The 16,331-nt window shown below is 68.4% G+C and carries 18 protein-coding genes; 11 read left to right on the top strand and 7 right to left on the bottom strand.

What is annotated here, in order from left to right:
- The first annotated feature begins 2 nt into the window (after positions 1-2).
- Genes GVN21_RS02560 through GVN21_RS02540 form a run of 5 tightly spaced genes read left to right on the top strand, consistent with a single transcriptional unit; the run spans position 3 to position 3,483 of the window.
- The gene (locus tag GVN21_RS02560) at positions 3-272 is read left to right on the top strand and encodes a phosphopantetheine-binding protein (RefSeq protein WP_166573132.1); all 270 of its coding nucleotides are present in this window, start codon (positions 3-5) and stop codon (positions 270-272) included.
- Positions 269-1,414 carry a beta-ketoacyl synthase N-terminal-like domain-containing protein gene (locus tag GVN21_RS02555; RefSeq protein WP_166573131.1) on the top strand — a complete coding sequence of 382 codons (1,146 nt, stop codon included), beginning with the start codon at positions 269-271 and terminating at the stop codon, positions 1,412-1,414. Before GVN21_RS02560 ends, GVN21_RS02555 begins: the two co-directional genes overlap by 4 nt.
- Positions 1,407-2,255: a hypothetical protein gene (locus GVN21_RS02550; protein WP_166573130.1), complete on the top strand. Its 849-nt coding sequence runs from the start codon at positions 1,407-1,409 to the stop codon at positions 2,253-2,255. Before GVN21_RS02555 ends, GVN21_RS02550 begins: the two co-directional genes overlap by 8 nt.
- Positions 2,255-2,638 (top strand): DUF1801 domain-containing protein, encoded by a 384-nt coding sequence (locus tag GVN21_RS02545; protein ID WP_166573129.1) that lies wholly within the window; start codon positions 2,255-2,257, stop codon positions 2,636-2,638. Before GVN21_RS02550 ends, GVN21_RS02545 begins: the two co-directional genes overlap by 1 nt.
- 11 nt (positions 2,639-2,649) lie before the next feature.
- Positions 2,650-3,483 carry an alpha/beta hydrolase gene (locus GVN21_RS02540; protein WP_166573128.1) on the top strand — a complete coding sequence of 278 codons (834 nt, stop codon included), beginning with the start codon at positions 2,650-2,652 and terminating at the stop codon, positions 3,481-3,483.
- Here GVN21_RS02540 and GVN21_RS02535 read toward each other — a convergent pair.
- From GVN21_RS02535 to GVN21_RS02515, 5 genes are all read right to left on the bottom strand, one after another.
- On the bottom strand, positions 3,480-4,469 hold the full coding sequence (locus GVN21_RS02535) for a BtrH N-terminal domain-containing protein (protein ID WP_166573127.1): 990 nt from the start codon (positions 4,467-4,469) through the stop codon (positions 3,480-3,482). The genes GVN21_RS02540 and GVN21_RS02535 overlap by 4 nt on opposite strands.
- On the bottom strand, positions 4,466-4,879 hold the full coding sequence (locus GVN21_RS02530; RefSeq protein ID WP_166573126.1) for a hypothetical protein: 414 nt from the start codon (positions 4,877-4,879) through the stop codon (positions 4,466-4,468). The genes GVN21_RS02535 and GVN21_RS02530 overlap by 4 nt, the downstream gene beginning before the upstream one ends.
- Before the next feature lie 10 nt (positions 4,880-4,889).
- Entirely contained in the window at positions 4,890-6,038 is a 1,149-nt protein-coding gene (locus tag GVN21_RS02525; protein ID WP_166573125.1) for a beta-ketoacyl-ACP synthase III, read from the bottom strand.
- Positions 6,035-6,985, bottom strand: coding sequence for a dialkylrecorsinol condensing enzyme (locus tag GVN21_RS02520; protein ID WP_166573124.1), 951 nt, complete (start codon positions 6,983-6,985; stop codon positions 6,035-6,037). Before GVN21_RS02520 ends, GVN21_RS02525 begins: the two co-directional genes overlap by 4 nt.
- A 148-nt stretch (positions 6,986-7,133) precedes the next feature.
- Positions 7,134-7,436, bottom strand: coding sequence for a hypothetical protein (locus GVN21_RS02515; RefSeq protein WP_205689886.1), 303 nt, complete (start codon positions 7,434-7,436; stop codon positions 7,134-7,136).
- A 42-nt stretch (positions 7,437-7,478) separates the two neighbouring features.
- On the opposite strand from GVN21_RS02515, the gene GVN21_RS02510 reads away from it, so the two are divergent.
- Positions 7,479-7,919, top strand: a complete 441-nt coding sequence (locus GVN21_RS02510; RefSeq protein ID WP_166573123.1) for a hydroxymyristoyl-ACP dehydratase — start codon at positions 7,479-7,481, stop codon at positions 7,917-7,919.
- 3 nt (positions 7,920-7,922) lie between these two features.
- Here the strand turns inward: GVN21_RS02510 and GVN21_RS02505 are convergent, their stop codons facing one another.
- Both GVN21_RS02505 and GVN21_RS02500 read right to left on the bottom strand, forming a co-directional pair.
- Positions 7,923-8,441, bottom strand: coding sequence for a group 1 truncated hemoglobin (locus GVN21_RS02505; RefSeq protein WP_205689885.1), 519 nt, complete (start codon positions 8,439-8,441; stop codon positions 7,923-7,925).
- Between the two features lie 4 nt (positions 8,442-8,445).
- Positions 8,446-9,333 carry a DUF3034 family protein gene (locus GVN21_RS02500; RefSeq protein WP_166573122.1) on the bottom strand — a complete coding sequence of 296 codons (888 nt, stop codon included), beginning with the start codon at positions 9,331-9,333 and terminating at the stop codon, positions 8,446-8,448.
- Between the two features lie 180 nt (positions 9,334-9,513).
- On the opposite strand from GVN21_RS02500, the gene GVN21_RS02495 reads away from it, so the two are divergent.
- From GVN21_RS02495 to GVN21_RS02475, 5 genes are all read left to right on the top strand, one after another.
- Positions 9,514-10,137 carry a methylamine utilization protein gene (locus GVN21_RS02495; protein WP_166573121.1) on the top strand — a complete coding sequence of 208 codons (624 nt, stop codon included), beginning with the start codon at positions 9,514-9,516 and terminating at the stop codon, positions 10,135-10,137.
- Positions 10,137-12,458 (top strand): EAL domain-containing protein, encoded by a 2,322-nt coding sequence (locus GVN21_RS02490; protein ID WP_166573120.1) that lies wholly within the window; start codon positions 10,137-10,139, stop codon positions 12,456-12,458. Before GVN21_RS02495 ends, GVN21_RS02490 begins: the two co-directional genes overlap by 1 nt.
- A 63-nt stretch (positions 12,459-12,521) precedes the next feature.
- Positions 12,522-13,688, top strand: coding sequence for an acyl-CoA dehydrogenase family protein (locus GVN21_RS02485; RefSeq protein ID WP_166573119.1), 1,167 nt, complete (start codon positions 12,522-12,524; stop codon positions 13,686-13,688).
- 148 nt (positions 13,689-13,836) lie between these two features.
- The gene (locus GVN21_RS02480) at positions 13,837-15,759 is read left to right on the top strand and encodes a methyl-accepting chemotaxis protein (RefSeq protein ID WP_346764210.1); all 1,923 of its coding nucleotides are present in this window, start codon (positions 13,837-13,839) and stop codon (positions 15,757-15,759) included.
- A 23-nt stretch (positions 15,760-15,782) separates the two neighbouring features.
- Positions 15,783-16,238 (top strand): chemotaxis protein CheW, encoded by a 456-nt coding sequence (locus GVN21_RS02475; protein ID WP_166573117.1) that lies wholly within the window; start codon positions 15,783-15,785, stop codon positions 16,236-16,238.
- Positions 16,239-16,331: the final 93 nt, after the last annotated feature.

Below are 16,331 nucleotides of genomic sequence, written 5' to 3'. Positions count from 1 at the left end.
ACATGTCAGACCGCGCGCAGATGCTGGCCGACCTGAAGGCGATGATCGTGCGTGAGTGCGACAAGGATATGGATCCCAGCGAGATCGGGGACGACGACCGGTTGATCGGCGGCGACCTCGATCTAGATAGCCTCGACGCCTTGCAAATCAGCATGGCGGTGAAGGAGAACTTCGGGGTGCGTATCGAAGGTGGCCCGGACGCGCGGAAGGCGCTGGCTTCGGTCGCGTCGCTGGCCGATTTCATTGAGGCCGAGCGCAGCAAGGCGGCATGAGGCGGGCCTGGTTCCTCGGGGCCGGCCTGCACACCACCCTGGGCCGCGGTCTGCCCGCCAACCTGGCGGCGCTTCCGGCCGGACCCCCCGAGCCGGGGTTCACGGACGTCCCGCTCGGCGAGGGGGTGGAGCGAACCCCCACCATGCTGCTGGCGGACCTGCCGCTGGAAGACGTCGGGACCCGGCTGTGGCGGGCGCTGGAGCCGGTGGTCGAGGAGGCCATCGCCGCGTCCGGCCTGACGCCCGCCGAGTTGGAACGGGCGGCGCTGTTTCTCGGCTCCTCCAGCCTCGACGTCTCAGTCAGCGAGGCGGCCTATGCGCAGGACCTGCTCGTCGACCCCGACGCCAGGCCGCTGATGGCCAATGTCGCCATGGGCGGACTGGCCGACACCCTGCGCCGCCGGTTCGGCTTGCGGGGGCCGGACTTCACGGTCAACACCGCCTGCACCTCCAGCGCCAACGCCCTGATCTACGCCGATGCGATGATCGCCGAGGGGCTGATCGATCATGCTCTGATCGTCGGGCTGGAGATCTTCAACGTCATCACGGCGCTCGGCTTCCAGAGCCTAGCCCTGCTGGCCCCCAATGGCATGCGCCCATTCGATCCGGCGCGCGCCGGTCTGGTGCTGGGCGAGGCGGCGGCGGCCCTGGTCGTGGGCGCGGCGCCCGGCCCTTCGCGTTTCCGGCTGATCGGCGGCGCCAACCTCTGCGACACCCATGCCGTCTCGGCGGCCAACCCCGATGGCACCACGGTGGCCGCCGTCATGCGTCAGGCCCTCGCCGACGCCGGCCTGACGACCTCCGACATCCTGGCGGTCAAGGCGCACGGCACGGCCAGCCTGCTCAACGACGAGGCCGAGGCGGCCGGTATTCAGCAGGTGTTCGACGACATTCCCCCCTTGCTCGCCATGAAGCCGTTCATCGGCCACACCTTCGGCGCCTGCGGCCTGGCCGAACTGCTGCTGGTCTGCGCTGCCGCCGAGGCCGGCCGCCTGCCGCCGCATCCGGGGATCAGCGCCACACCGGGCGATCTGGGCCTGGCCTTGAACCAGACCTGGGCGCCGGTGGGCCGGGGCGCCTTCCTGCTCAACTACTTCGGCTTCGGCGGCAACAACACCAGCCTGGTGCTGGCCAATGACTGACGCCCGCATCGCAGGCCACGGTGGCTACCTCCAGGAAGAGTCGGGGGACCTGACCGACCTCAAGCCTGTGGTCAAGGAAGCGACGGGCCAGGCGGTCCGCCGGATCGGCCGGTTCATCTCCCTGGCCCTGATCGGAGCCGCCCGCTGCCTGGGCGGCCAGACCCCGCCGCCGGAGACGGCGGTCTATTTCACCACCGGCAGCGGCGACTTCGAGGTCACCGTCGAAGTGATCGAACACCTGTTCCGCGACGGCTTTCCGCCCAAGCCGCTCAGCTTCATCAACACGGTCAGCAACGCCGCCTGCTTCTATGTCGCCAAGCAGTTCGGTCTTTCCGGTCGCTCGAGCTGCCTGGGTTCCAAAGGCTTCGGCTTCGAGGCCGCGCTTCAGCTGGCCGTGCTCGACCTGAAGACCGGGGTTGTGAAATCCGCGCTGGTCGGTTCAGCTGATATCGTCATCCCGCCGCTGGACGCCCACCGCAAACGGCTGGGCCAGCCTCCCGGAGCCCCGATCGCCGAAGCGGCCCATTGGCTTTGGCTGACCGCCGATGGCGAGGGGCCCGCCGTTGAGGCCGCTCGCTTCTTCACGACCCGCGCCGACCTGCTCGCCTGGATCGCCGCCCAGGATTTCGATCCCGAAACCACCCTGCTGGCCGCCCCGGTCGACCTGGCTGAGACCAGCCTCACCCGCCGGTTCGACTACCTGATGGGCCAGCCCTACCACGACAGCGGTTCCGCCCGGGCCGCCGGCGCCTTCCTGGCCGAAGCCGCGCCCGGCGAGCGCCTGGTCCACATCGCCTCGGACGACGAGGGCCGCTACGCCGCCTTCACCGTGAGGGCCTGATGGCCAGGACCGATTTCAAGAGCATCGGCGACTACATCGCCGCCCAGCCGGCGGCCTCCCGCCCCATCCTTGAACAGGTCCGCGCCGCCATCCGCGCGGCCCTGCCTGAGGCGACAGAGGTCATCTCCTACCAGATCGCCGGCTACCGCACGGCCGCCGGCGTGGTCGCCTTCTTTGCCGGCTGGAAGACCCACTATAGCGTCTATCCGGTGACAGAGAGTGTGAGAGAGGCGTTCGGGGACGAACTGGCGGGCTACGAGTTCAGCAAGGGGACGCTGAAGTTTCCTTATGACGCGCCGGTTCCGGCCGATCTGATCGGCCGCCTGGCGCGCGCCATCGCTGACGCGGCGGTCGCCGCCAAGGCCGCCCGCAAGAAGCAGTAGAAAGCGTACCCATGACCCAGCTGACCCGCCGCGCCCTGTTCGCCGGCGCCCTCGCTACCCCTCTGATCGCCTCGGCTGGACTGGCGGCCCCGACCGCCGGCGGCCCGCTCCAGATCACGTCCGACCGTTCGACCAGCCGGTTCATCTGGGAGCCGGCCAAGCCGCGTGGCGTGGTGCTGCTGTCCACCGGGCACGGCTCCTGGCCGGAGCGGTACGATCCGATAGCCCAGGTCCTGATGGCGGCCGGGCTGGCGGTCATCGCGCCGCTGCACGTCGACTCCGTGCGTCATCCAGATCGCGAGAAATTCGATCCCCAAGCCGGCTTCATCGCCCGGTTGGCCGACATGAAGGCGGTTAGCGGCGAGGCGGCCCAGCGCTGGCCAGGCCAGCCGGTCGCCGCCGTCGGCCACAGCTTCGGGACCCTGATCGGGCTCTGCCTGGGCGGGGCGCTGGCCTACATGGCGCCGCTGCGCGATCCGTCAGTGCGGGCGGTGCTGGGCTGGTCCTCGCCTGGCAAGATCCCCGGGCTGATCGCCCCGCCGGCTTATGCCGGCCTGCAGGTCCCGGCCATGGTGATCACCGGCGACCAAGACGTGGTGCCCGGCTTCGTCACCGACTGGCGGGACCATCTGTTCCCGATCGAGAGTTCTCCGGCCGGCGGCAAGTACGCCGTCACCTTCGCCGGCGCCGCTCACGACCTGGTCGGTGGCCAGCCCAAGCCCGCCTACGACGCCGGCCTGCGCTATTCGGTGGCCTTCCTGGAGGCTCAGCTGTTCGGCAGCGCCGAGGCCAAGGCGATCATCGACACGGCGGCCGGTCCCGGCGAGACCTGGCTGCGGCGCTAAATCCCCTTCAGCCCCTGCCACATGGCCAGTTCCTTGTCGGCGATGCCGTTGAGGATGTTGTCCAGTTCCTTGACGTCCAGCGTCTGGCGCCCGCGCGCCATCTTGGTGGCGACCAGGGCGAACTTGCGCCAGCTGTCGCCCGCGTCGGTGAGGGCGGCCGAGGCCTGCAGCAGCCGGTCGTTGGACAGCTTCTTGCCGGCCTCCTGCAGGAAGCTGGCGTAGAGGAAGCGGAAGCCCGCGCCGCCGGTGCCGATCTCTTCCTGCATGCGCACGATGTGGCCGAGGTATTGCGGCAGGTAGGTATTGGCGTCCGGCCGGGCGGCGACCTTGCCGATGTTCTTTCCGAGGAACCGGATGCCCTTCACCCCGATGACCGGCAACGGGGCGCCGACCATGATCCGGCGGTTCATCCGCACCGCCTTGGGCACGGCCTTGGCGAAGTCGATCTCCTTGGGCGTGCCTTCGGGATAGTACATCATCCCCTTGGCGGCCATGGCCCCCTTGGCGAACCGCGCCTTACGCAAGGAGGCGGAGTCGCAACGCACCACGCCTTCGAAGATCGGGTCGCTGACCAGGTAGTCGTCCCCGTCCCGTCCGTAGACCACCAGATTGTGGGCGTTGAAGTGGAAGCGCATGTCCTCCGGCATGTAGGGCAGCCAGTAGATGCAGGTCTGCAGGCCGACGGCGTGGCCCTTTTCGAGCTGGGCGTCCAGCGCCGCCATGCCAGCGTCCGGGTCGGAGAAGGTCTGGCGCTTCCAGCTCATGCCCAGCTGCTTGGCCACCCCCTTGATGATGTGGCCGGGCGGCATGCGGTAGGCGATCAGCGGCATGCCGGCCATCTTGATGATCGGCATGTAGGCGAAGGTCAGCGCCGAGCTCAGGCCGAACGCCATCGGCTCGCTCAGGCCCAGGCCCCCGTCGCTGACCATGTTGGCCACCACGCCGCTTTCGCAGTGGGCGGACTGTCGGTGCGTGAACTCGGTCATTGGGCGTCCGGGGCGGCGGGCAGGCCGCGCAGCTGCGCGACCGTGATGTCCATCACCTCGGCGTAGCGGGCGAGGATGCGGTCGGGCAGGCGGGCGAAGATGGCCGGCTTGAAATGGCGCTTCACCCTCCAGGCCCAGAGGCCCGTGGTGGCGGTCAGGGTCGCCGGCTCCATCCGCCGGGCGTACATCCAGAAGACCAGCGGGCTCACCCGCCCGGCCTTGGCGTCGGCGAAAGCTTCGTCGCGCAGGCGGTTCAGCTCATCCACCGCCTGGACGGTGGCGAAGGTTTCCGGCTCCCAGCCGGCCGAGTTTACCCCGGTGTATTCCCCGGCCTCATCCACCGCATAGAGCAGCTTCTTGACCCCGCCGTAGGTGCGGGCGGTCTCCTGGGGAACCTCGTCCTTCTTCATGGAAGGCCTCTTATGCCACCGTCAGATGCATGAAGCCGCTCGAGAACCGGCCGCTCTCGGGGATCCAGCACAGCAGTCGCTGGCCGGGCGTCAGGTCGCCGCTCTGGGCCAGTTCGTCGATCATGATGTAGATCGAGGCCGCCCCGGTGTTGCCCCGGGTGGTCAGGTTGGTGAACCAACGGTCCTGCGGCACGTCGAACCCGGCGTTCAGCAGCCCGGCGTAGACCTTGTCGCGGAAGTACTCGCTCGAATAGTGCGGCAGGAAATAGTCGATGTCGTCGGGCCGCAGCTGGTACTTCTGCACGATGCCGGGCAGGGGCTTTTCCACCGTGTAGTGGATGACGTTTTCGTTCAGCAGCCGCACGTCCTGCTTGATCGAGAAGACGCTGTCGGTCTCCCGCTCCCGGGGGGTCATGGCGGTCCAGCCGGTGACGCTGCCGTCCTCGTTCTTGGAGGCGCCGGCGTACATGCAGGTCTCCATCTCCCCGGCGTAGGAGAAGGTCTCGATCCAGTCGATGCGCAGGTTGGTGGCGCCCTCGCGGGGCTTGTCCTGCAACAGGAAGGCGCCGGCCCCGTCGCTGAGCATCCAGCGCAGGAAGTCCTTCTCGAAGGCGATCTCCGGGCTCTTTTCCAGGGCCTCGACCTTGGCGTCGATCTCGGCGCTGAAGTTGGAAGCGCTCAGCACCGGTGAGGGGCAGTCCGACCCGGTGGCCACCGCCGTGCTGTGCAGGCCGCCGGCCACGGTCACATAGGCGTACTTCAGGGCGGTGACGCCCGAGAGACAGACCCCGCTGGTGGCCATCACCTCACAGGCCGGCAGGCCAAGTTCGCCCTGCACCATGGCCGCATGGTTGGGCATCACCTGGTCGGGGATGGAGGTGCCGCAGGCGAGCACGTCGATGGGCGGCAGGCCGATGGTCTGGTCCAGCTTCTTCACCGCCGCGGCGGTCAGCTGGGCATTGTTGTGCGTCGCCTTTCCGGTCGCCGGATCGATGGCGTAGTGGCGGCTCTTGATCCCGTTACTGCGCAGGATGGTGCGGCGGGCGCGGCTGGGCCGGTCTCCGGCTTGGCCCAGCACCGATTCCATCTCGTCGTTGAGCACGGGTTGGCCCGGCAGGAAGCTGGCGGTGCCGGTGATGTAAACGCTACGAACAGTCATTCTGCGGCTCCCAGCAGGGCGCGGCCTTCGCCCGAGGGCTCGGCGTAATAGGCGCGCTGACGGGCGATACGCTCCCGCGCCAGGGGTTTGATCAGGCTCTTGATGACCGCCAGCAGCGGCACCACGGTGCAGATCAGGGTGAACAGGAAGGCGACGTAGATCACCAGCACCGCGCCGCGCAACGGATTGCCCGGCTTGCCGCAGGCGCGCAGAAGCCGGCCCCAGATCAGGAAGCTCTTGCGGGCCACCTTCTCCGAACTCATCAGGCCCTCGAAGATGGAGACGGCGCCCAGGCCGCTCAGCATGGGCGAGGTATCGCCCCGCTCGCGGGTCGGCAGTTTGGCCGCAATGGCCTCGCCGAACCGGCGGCAGCCGGCGATATCTTCAGCGCTGACCCCGGCCTCCGGCACCACGCCGCCCAGGAAAGGACCCTTGTGGCCGGTCAGCATCCAGGCCGGGGTGGAGATGAAGGTGAAGGCGCTGTGGGCGCTGTCGGTCAGCACCACGTTGTCGATCAGATGGGCGCCCAGGGCCGACAACTGATCCTTCATCCGCTCCTGAGCCGACAACCACATGTTGCGGCAGCCGATCACGGTGATCACCGGCTTGCCGGCCAGCAGGGTCTTGGCCTCCGTGCTCTGCAGGAAGGCGGTGATCGGCTTGGACGGCGACAGGAACCACACCGAATAGCCCAGGATCACCAGGTCGAAATCGGTGTCGGCCGGCATTGCAATCGGCTTGATCGGGTCTACGTCCTCATAGACCGTCTCAGGGAAGGTGTTGAAAAAGAAACCGGCCGGCCAGGGGAAGGGATAGGGGGTCGCTGGCTCGATCGGCAGCCAGGTCACCTCGATGTCCGGGCTTGCCTCAAGCGGGGCCACGGTCGAGCGCAGGATGTCGCTCAACTGGCCGGTCTGTGAATAGTGAACGACGAGCACACGCTTCATCGCCGTGACATTCCCCCTCAACGCACTGCTTCATCCCATAGGCGAAGTGGACGGCGTCTGGCAACGAAACGCCAAGCGAATTTCGGCGGTTAGCGGACGGTTTCGGCAGGGCGCGGCGCGGACGCCTCACAGATGCTCACCGTAAACGCTACGATTGAAGGGCGAGGTTCAGCCGGCCTTCAATCAGGGGCTCGCCCGCGACCTGGGCCTTGACCGTGATGCTGTCGGCCTTGGCCTCGCCGAACACCACATCGACCGATTCGCCGGGCAGCAGCTGGCGCAGGAACTTCATCCGCCGCACGCCGACGCAGGTGCGATCCGGGTGAGCCTCGCCCAAGGACCGGATCAAATGGTCGATGACTACCACCCCCGGCACGACGGGGTGTCCGGGGAAGTGGCCGGGCAGGGCCGGGTGGTCGGGCTTGATCGTGAAGGTGGAAGTCATCAGCATCCGCGCGGAATCAGTCTCCCTTCTTTGCCTGTGAATCCGCAGATGTCGAACCTCCCGCCGATGGACAAGGCCGCGATCGCCGGGGAAATCCCCCACGCCGGGGCGATGATCCTGCTGGACTCCGTGATCGGCGGTGACCGCGCCTGGATCGCCTGTCGGGCGGTCAATCATCGCGATCCGGTCAATCCCCTGCGGCGGGACGGCATCCTGCCGGCCAGCGCGGCGGCCGAATACGCCGCACAGGCGGTCGCCCTGCATGCCAAGCTGACCGGCATCGAGCGCGAGCCCCGGCGCGGCTTTCTGGCGGTGATCAACAATCTGACCTGGACCCGCGATCGGCTGGATCTGGTGGAGGGCGAGCTTGAGGTCCGGGCCGAACAGCTGGCCGCCACCGGGGCGGCGCTGCAGTACGCCATCACCGTGACCGGCGACGGTCAGGTGCTGGTCATGGGCGAGCTGATGGTCGCGTTGGAACGCGCCTGAACCCTACTTCTTCTGGATCACGTCCCGCTTCATCGGGGCCAGCTTGGCCAGGAAGCGGTTCTGCATGGCGAAGGGCACCCCCTCCTTGTCCATGGCGATCTGCAGCAGCTCGACCAGCCGGCCCATGTCCGCCGCCTTGACCCCCATGTCCTTGTGCGAGGCGTTCATGTCGCGGCCGGTGTAGGCGCAGCCGCCGCCCAGCACGTAGCAGAAGTGTTCGGTCAGGGTCCGCTCGACCCGCGCCCGCTCGAACGGCTTGAAGATCGGCCCGATCCGCGCGTCCGCATAAGCCAGGTCCAGGGTCGTGGCGACGATCCGCGCCACCCCTTCACGGCCATTGAAGGCCGCGAACACCTTGGGATCGGTGATCGGACCTGTCCCGGCGTTGGCGTCGGAGACGGTGTAGGGATCGACCGTCTCTTCCCCCGGCATGGCCCAAGGCTGCGGTCCGGTAGTTTCCTGGGCGACCGCCGCGTTGGCGATCAGCATCAGGGCGGCGGCGAATGGAACGGCGCGTCTCATCGGGTCAGAATCCGGCCTGGAGGGAGATGTAGAAACCGCGCTGATCCTTGAAGGTGGCGATATCGCCAAGGTCCACATAGGCGGCGGTGACGGAGAGGTGCTTGTTGAAGGCGTAGGCCACGAAGATGTCGGCCCAGTCGTCCTCGCCGGCGAAGCCCAGGTTCTCCGGCTTGGTGCGGTACTCGGCCCCGAAGGCCAGGCGCTTGGTCGCCAGCCAGGCGACCGAGCCCTCGAACTGAGGCGTGTAGCCGTCCTCGTTCGGTCCGCCGAAGCCCAGCAGTCCGGTCTGGTTGGCACGGGTCATCCGCACCGTGCCGTTGACCACCAGGCTGCGGTCCAGCAGCACCTTGGTGGCGGCCACATAGTAGTCGACGCCGCTGTCGTCCTTGCCGCCGATCGCCGCGACGATCGCGCCCTGGTCGTTGGTCTTGTACTGGGCGCCGATGGCAATCTGCGGCAGCCAGCGGTCCTGGTCATAGACCGCGTCCCCGACGATCACGACCTTCACCCCGACCACGTCCTGGGTGAAGGTGAACCCCTTGCCGAGGCCGAGCTTGGCGCCGGTCGCCCCGGTGTCGAACTCCTGCCGCGCCAGGGAGATCTCGACCCGGTCGAACAGCCCCACCGCCACCCCGGCGGTGCGGAATTCGAAATCGGGCAGGCTGACATAGGTGGCGTGGACGTTGGCCCCGATGCCGTCCTCGGTCGCATAGCCGGTGGTCGTCGCCCAGGTCGCCAGGCCGCCGCCTCCGGCGCCCTCGATGGTGCTGACCCCGCCGGTGAGCAGCAGCTTGCCGCCGGTGTCGAAATCCTGCGCCAAGGCCGGGCCGGCCAGCAGGCCAAGCGACACTGCCAGCGCCGCGGCCAGGACCTTTTTCGTAAAGGTATTCATCAAGCCCAGTCCTGCATTCGCCCCGCTGCTTCCAGCGACGGTTTGCGGAGGGATTGCTTAACGCGAGGTTTGCCGTCCTAAGACTGCGCAAGATGAGCTAAAACACTATAGGTTGAAAGCTGTCATTTCAATCGGTCCAGATTTACTGAACTTTCACGCCGCCGTGCGCAGAAGAGCATTATGCGGCGCCTATACCTGATCCTTCTGCTTGCCCTCGCTCCCGCCCAAGCGTGGGCGGGTGATCTGGTGATGATCGTTCGCGACACGGCCGGAAAGCCGCTGCCCAACGCCGTGGTCACCGTCCACCCGGCTGGCGGCGTCCCAAAGGGACCGATCCGGTTTGCTTGGCCGCTCACTGTCGCCCAGCAGAACGTCCAGTTCGATCCGTTCGTCCTGGTTGCGCCGGTCGGAGCGGCGGTCTCCTTCCCCAACCGCGACAAGGTCCAGCACCACGTCTACTCCTTCTCGGCGGGCAACAAGTTCGAGCTGAAGCTGTTCGGCAAGGACGAGACCCGCAGCGTCACCTTCAAGGCGGTCGGGGTCGCCGCCATCGGCTGCAACATACACGACCAGATGGTCGGCTTCGTGAAGGTGGTCGACACCCCCTTCGCCGTGAAGACCGGCGCCGACGGGACCGCCACCCTCCGCGGCATTCCGGCCGGGACAGCCACCGTCCGGGTCTGGCATCCCTATCTGCGCGCGCCGAAGAACGAACTGACCCGTACCGCCGCCGTGCCGGCTTCGGGTCCGGTGCGCGACGCCGTCAGCGTGGAGATCCGCGCGCCCGCCGGACATCGGCACTGATGCGGTCCTTCACCAGCCTCCGCGGGCGGCTCACCGTCCTCTATGCCGGGCTGTTCGGCGCGGCCCTGCTGTTCACCGCCATCGCGGTCTTCTTTTCGGTCGGCGGCGAGGCTCGGCGCCAGGTGCAGAGCGAGCTGACGGCCGGCGGGGCGGTATTCGATCGGCTGTGGAGCCTCAAGGCCGACCAGCTGGCCGAAGGCGCCCGGGTGCTGTCCCGCGACTTCGGCTTCCGCGAGGCCCTGGCCTCGGGTGACGCCCCGACGGTGGAATCGGCCCTCGACAACCTGCGCGGCCGGTTGGCCCTCGACCGGGCCTTCATCGTCGGCGCCGACGGGAGCATCACCGGGGCGGCTGACGTCGACCCGGCCGCGGTGGAAAAGCTCTGGTACGCACTGGACGGCGGCGCCACGTCCGGCGTCCTGCGGCTCAACGACAGCGCCTACCAGGCGGTGGCCGAACCGATCATGGCCCCCCAGCTGATCGGCTGGGTGGTCTTCGCCGAACGGCTGACCGAGGCCGAGATGGCTTCGCTTGAATCCCTGGCCTCCATCCCCCTGACCGCCACCGTGATGACCCAGGCCCAGGGCCAGCCTTGGCGGTCCACGGACGCCGGCGCGGTGGACCCCGATCTGGCCCAGCTCATCGACGCCGCCCGCACTGACAGCAAGCCGCTCGCGCTCGACACCGCCCAGGGCGAGTCCTTGACCCTGGCCAAGCCACTGGCGGCCATGGGCGAGGGCGACCGCGCGGTGCTGGTGCTGCGCTATCCACTCAAGCTGGCCATGGCGCCCTACCGCGCCCTGATGCTGACCTTGGCCTTGGTCGGGCTGGCCGGCCTCGGCGTCCTGGTGTTCGGCAGCTGGTTGCTGGCCCGCTCCATCACCCGCCCGGTCGCGGCCCTTGACGAGGCCGCCCGCCGCCTGCGTGACGGCGAGGACGCCCAGGTCTCGGTCGCCACCCGTGACGAGATCGGCCGCCTGGCCGAAAGCTTCAACGCCATGGCTTCGGGCATCCGCGAGCGGGAGGGCCGGATCACCGCCATGGCGCTGACGGACCAGGAGACCGGGCTGCCCAACCGCCGCGCCCTGGAGGCGGCCTTGGCGCAGGCTGATCCCGCCGGCCTCTACGTTGCCGCCATCGGGGTCGATCGCTTCCTGCAGCTGCGCGCCGCGCTAGGCTACCGCCTGGCTGGTGAGGTGCTGCGCCAGCTGGCCCTGCGCGCCAACGCCCTGAGCCCCGACGCCGTCTGCGCCCGGGTCTCCAGCGAGCGGCTGACCCTGATGCTGCGCGCGCGCACGCTTGAGGCGGCCCTGGTCGATCTCGCCGAGCTGGTGGCCGCCTTGAGTCAGCCCGTGCGGATCGACGACCAGACTATCGACGTCGGCTTGAGCGCGGGTCTGGCGGCGGTCCTCGACGACCATCCGGTCCCCGCGGTTGAGCGGGCCGGCATCGGCCTCGACCAGGCCAGGGCCGCCCGCCGTCCGGTCGCCGCCTTTGACGCCGCCGCCTATGGCGACCCGGCGTCCAAGCTTTCCCTGATGAGCGAGATGCTGCGGGGGCTGGAGAACGGCGAGCTGGCCATGGTCTACCAGCCCAAGCACGACACCCGCGCCGGCGCCGTTACCGGGGCTGAGGCCCTGGTCCGCTGGAGCCATCCGGTGCGCGGCTTCATCTCGCCGGACCTGTTCGTCGGCCTGGCCGAGGAAACCGGCCACATCCGCGCCCTGACCCGCTGGACCCTGGAACAGGCCCTGCGCGACCAGGCCGCCCTGCGCCTCGCCGGTCACGACCTGACCGTTTCGGTCAACCTGTCGGGCCGCATGCTGGGCGAGCCGGACTTCGCCGCCGAAGCCATCGGCATGATCGCCGCCGCCGACGGACGTATCTGCCTGGAGATTACGGAGACGGCCGTGATCGACCATCCGGAAACGGCCCACGACATCATCGACCGGTTCCGCGCCGCCGGCATCGCCATCTCGATCGACGACTATGGCTCGGGCCTGTCGTCACTGGCCTATCTCAAGCAGATCCGGGCGGACGAGCTGAAGATCGACAAGGAATTCATCCTCACCCTCGACCGCAGCGCGCGCGACGCCCTGCTCGTCAAGTCGACCGTGGATCTGGCCCACAGCCTGGGCCTGAAGATCGTCGCCGAGGGGGTCGAGACGGCTGAGAGCCTTGCCATCCTGACCGGCATGGGCTGCGACCTGGCCCAGGGCTACTTCATCGCTCGGCCCATGCCCCTGACCGGGATCGTCGATTTCCTTGACCAGGCCAGGCTGGTGGAGGCTCCGAAGTCGCCCGCGGCGAAGCGGGCCTGAATTCTCACTTCCCCTCCCTCACCGTCACCCTGCTAAACCATCTCAAACGACAGGGGACGCGCCATGCACTTCGACCTCGACGAAGACCACCGGATGCTCAAGGACCTGGTCCGCCGGTTCGTCGACGACCATCTGAACCCGCTCGAGGCCGGGGTGCTGGAACGCGAGGCGGCCGGCGGCGCCGCGGCCCTGACCGCGGAGGAGACCCTCAAAGTCGACGCGGTCTCCAAGGAGATGGGCCTCTGGGGCCTGGACGCGCCGGAGGATGTCGGCGGCGCCGACCTGCCGCATGTGGCCATGGTGGCGGTCAACGAGGAGCTGGGTCGCAGCATCACCAACTACACCCTGCCGCCCGACAGCCCGAACCTGCGCATGATGATGGCCACGGTGAACGAGCAGCAGCGCGCCGCCTATCTGGCGCCCTATGTCGCCGGCGAGACCGTCTCGGCCATCGGCATTTCCGAACCCGGCGCCGGGGCCGATCCCTCCGGCATGCTGACCTCGGCCGTGCGGGACGGCGAGGACTGGGTGCTGAACGGCCGCAAGATCTGGATCAGCAAGGCCGACTACGCCGACTTCACCATCGTCATGGCGGTGACCGACAAGGAAAAGGGCGGCCGGGGCGGGATGAGCGCCTTCCTGGTCGACCAGGACAGCCCCGGCTTCAACGTGCTGCGCAAGATCCCCATGCTCGGCGGCCAGGCGACCTTCGAGATCGCCTTGGACGACGTCCGCGTGCCCGGCTGGAAGCTGCTGGGCGCCGAGGGCCAAGGCTTCGCCCCCATGCAGGTGCGGCTGGGCACCCGCCGCTGCGAAATGGCCGCCTGGTCGATCGGCATGGCCCAGCGGGCCCTGGAGATGCTGATCGAGTACGCGCCCCAGCGGAACACCTTTGGCGTCCCGCTGTCGGAGCGCCAGACCATCCAGAACTGGGTCGCCGACGCCCATACCCGCATCCACGCCGCCCGGCTGATGACCTACGACTGCGCCTGGAAGATGGACCAGGGCCGCGACGTGCGCACCGAGATCTCGATGATCAAGGCCTACGCCACCGAGATGGGCTGGGAGGTGGTCGACCGGGTGATGCAGGCCTTCGGCGCCATGGGTATGACCCGCGAGCTGCCGCTGCACATGATGGCGTCGAAGATCCGCACCATGCGTATCTATGATGGCCCGACGGAGATCCATAACTGGGTGGTGGCCCGCAACCTCCTGGGTTCGCGGCGGTAGGGGGTAACCTCAAATCGCGCAGTGGTGCATTGACGCAGCCTGTCGCCCTTTAAAATTCAAGTAGCCAACTCGCGCATAGGGCAGGGACAACGCGCGGCGGTCATCTGTATCGCCGCTTCCTGTTCAGCGGCCCGGGGGCTAAACGACCGTGCGATTTCTCGATAACTGGAAAATTTCCTCCAAGATACTCTTGGCGATCGTTGCCCTGTCCGGCGCCTTCGCGGTCAGCGCGGGATTCAGCGTTCTTCAGATGCAGCGGATCGACTCCGAGTATGCCCGACTCACCGAAAAGGAAGATCCGGCCTCGGTTGAACTCGCCAGGGCCAACCGACGAGTCACCCAGATCGCCTACGCCGCCTACATGACCATGGCCTATGATGGGGCTTCGAGCGAAGCACAGGCCGCGAAAGCCAACTTCGAAGACTCGGTCGTGAAATTGAACGCCAACCTGGACAAGGCGGCCGCCCTGGTCCCCGAAGAGGCCGGTGCGATCCAAGCCTTCCGCGACCGGGCGAAGACGGTCGTCGAAGAAGCCGGCAAGGCGATCGAAGCTGGCCTGGCCAATGACAACGAAGCCGCCCGGGCTCTTCTCCAACCGCTCGACAAGGACATCCTGCGGCTGACCGAGGACATGCGCGCCTACAATGAAAGGCACAGCCAGGAAACGGCGGCTACCCTGAAGGTCCTCAGCGCTGAGGCTGACCGCGCCATCATGTTGAATGTGCTGTTGGCCCTGATGGGTATCGGCGCCGGCGTCGGCCTCGCACTCTATGTATCGCGTTCCAAGATCGCCCGGCCGCTCAACGGCCTGGCCGGGGCCATGGCCGGGCTGGCCAAGGGCGATCTCGCCGTCGCCGTTCAGGGCCAGGATCGCCGCGACGAGATCGGCGGAATGGCCCAGGCGGTTCAGGTGTTCAAGGACAACGCCCTTCGCGCCCGCCAGCTGGAGGCGGAGGCCGAGCGCTCGCGCGCCGAGGCCGAAGCCCAGCGCGCCGCCGCCGACGCCGAGCGTCGCCGCAACGAGGCCGAGCAGGCCATGGTCGTCGAGGCTCTGGCCGCCAGCCTCGGCCGGCTGGCCGGCGGCGACCTGACCGTCCGCATCGACGCCGCCTTCGAGGGCCAGTACGCCCAGATTCGCAGCGACTTCAACGCCGCCGTCGACAGCCTCAACAAGGCGATCACCACCATCAACGCCTCGGCCGGCGGCATCCGCGGGGGCTCGGACGAGATCGCCAGCGCCTCCGACGACCTGTCGCGCCGCACCGAGCAGCAGGCCGCCAGCCTGGAAGAGACCGCCGCCGCCCTCGATGAGCTGACCGCCACCGTCCGCCGCAGCGCCGACGGCGCCAAGCAGGCCGCCGAGGCCGCCGCCGCCGCCAAGGTCGCCGCCTCTCAGTCCGGCGCGGTCATGCAGGAGGCCGTCGGCGCCATGGCCGAGATCGAACAGTCCTCCGGCCAGGTGTCGCAGATCATCGGGGTGATCGACGAGATCGCCTTCCAGACCAACCTTCTGGCCCTCAACGCGGGGGTCGAGGCCGCCCGCGCCGGTGACGCCGGCCGTGGCTTCGCCGTGGTCGCTCAGGAGGTCCGAGCCCTGGCACAGCGCTCGGCCGAGGCCGCCAAGGAGATCAAGGGGCTGATCTCCAGCTCCGCCTCCCAGGTCGATCGCGGGGTCAAGCTGGTCGGCCAGACCGGCCAGGCGCTCGGCGAGATCGTCGAGTCGGTGACCCGCATCGACCGGCTGCTGACCGAGATCGCCGAGTCGGCGCAGGAGCAGGCGACGGGCCTCTCCCAGGTCAACACGGCCGTCAACCAGATGGATCAGGCCACCCAGCAGAACGCCGCCATGGTCGAGGAATCCACGGCCGCCTCCGCCAGCCTGCGCGGCGAGGCCACCGACCTGGCCGCGCTGGTGTCCAAGTTCCGCACGGCCGCGCCGGGAGGTCCGCAACTGGCCGATCCGGCCCGCCACGCGCCCGCCCGCAATCCGGTCGGCCAGGCCCGCCAGCGGCTGGCCGCCCACATCGGCGGCGGTCGCGCCGCCGCCGCCAAAGACTGGGAAGAATTCTGATGGCCGCCGCAGGGAGCCCGCCGATGACCGCCACCACCCCCTCCAAGGTCGAACTGATCTCCTTCGAGATCGGCGGCCAGGAATTCTGCATCGACATCATCTCGGTGCGTGAGATCCGGGGCTGGACCCCGGCCTCGCCCATGCCCCAGACACCGCCGTACATGCTGGGGGTGATCAACCTCCGGGGGGCGGTGATGCCGGTTATGGACGTCCGCCAGCGCCTGGGTCTTGGGGTCACCGAACCCTCCACCCGCCACGTCATCGTGGTGGTGCATGAGGGCGACCAGCTGGCCGGCCTGCTGGTCGATGCGGTTCAGGAGACCTTCCTGGTCGACGCCGCCCAGTTCCAGGCCCCGCCTGAGCTGTCCGCCAGCGACGAGGCGGCCTTTGTGGACGCCATCCTGCCGCTGGAAGGCCGCATGCTCAGCCGGCTGGTAGTCTCCTCCCTGCTCCCGACGCCTGCGGCGAAGGCCGCCTGACCGGGCCATGACGGGGAGGGCGATCCCTCCCGTCTGCACCGAATCTGCACAGGGCCGCGCGGCTCCTGCACCCGGCTCGGCGGCGTTCCTCCA

Origin of the sequence: Caulobacter sp. SLTY, from assembly GCF_009905535.1 — a bacterium.
Taxonomy (GTDB): Bacteria; Pseudomonadota; Alphaproteobacteria; order Caulobacterales; family Caulobacteraceae; genus Caulobacter.
Note: the sequence above shows the minus strand (reverse complement) of the source record. Positions and strands in the feature narration are given on the sequence as shown.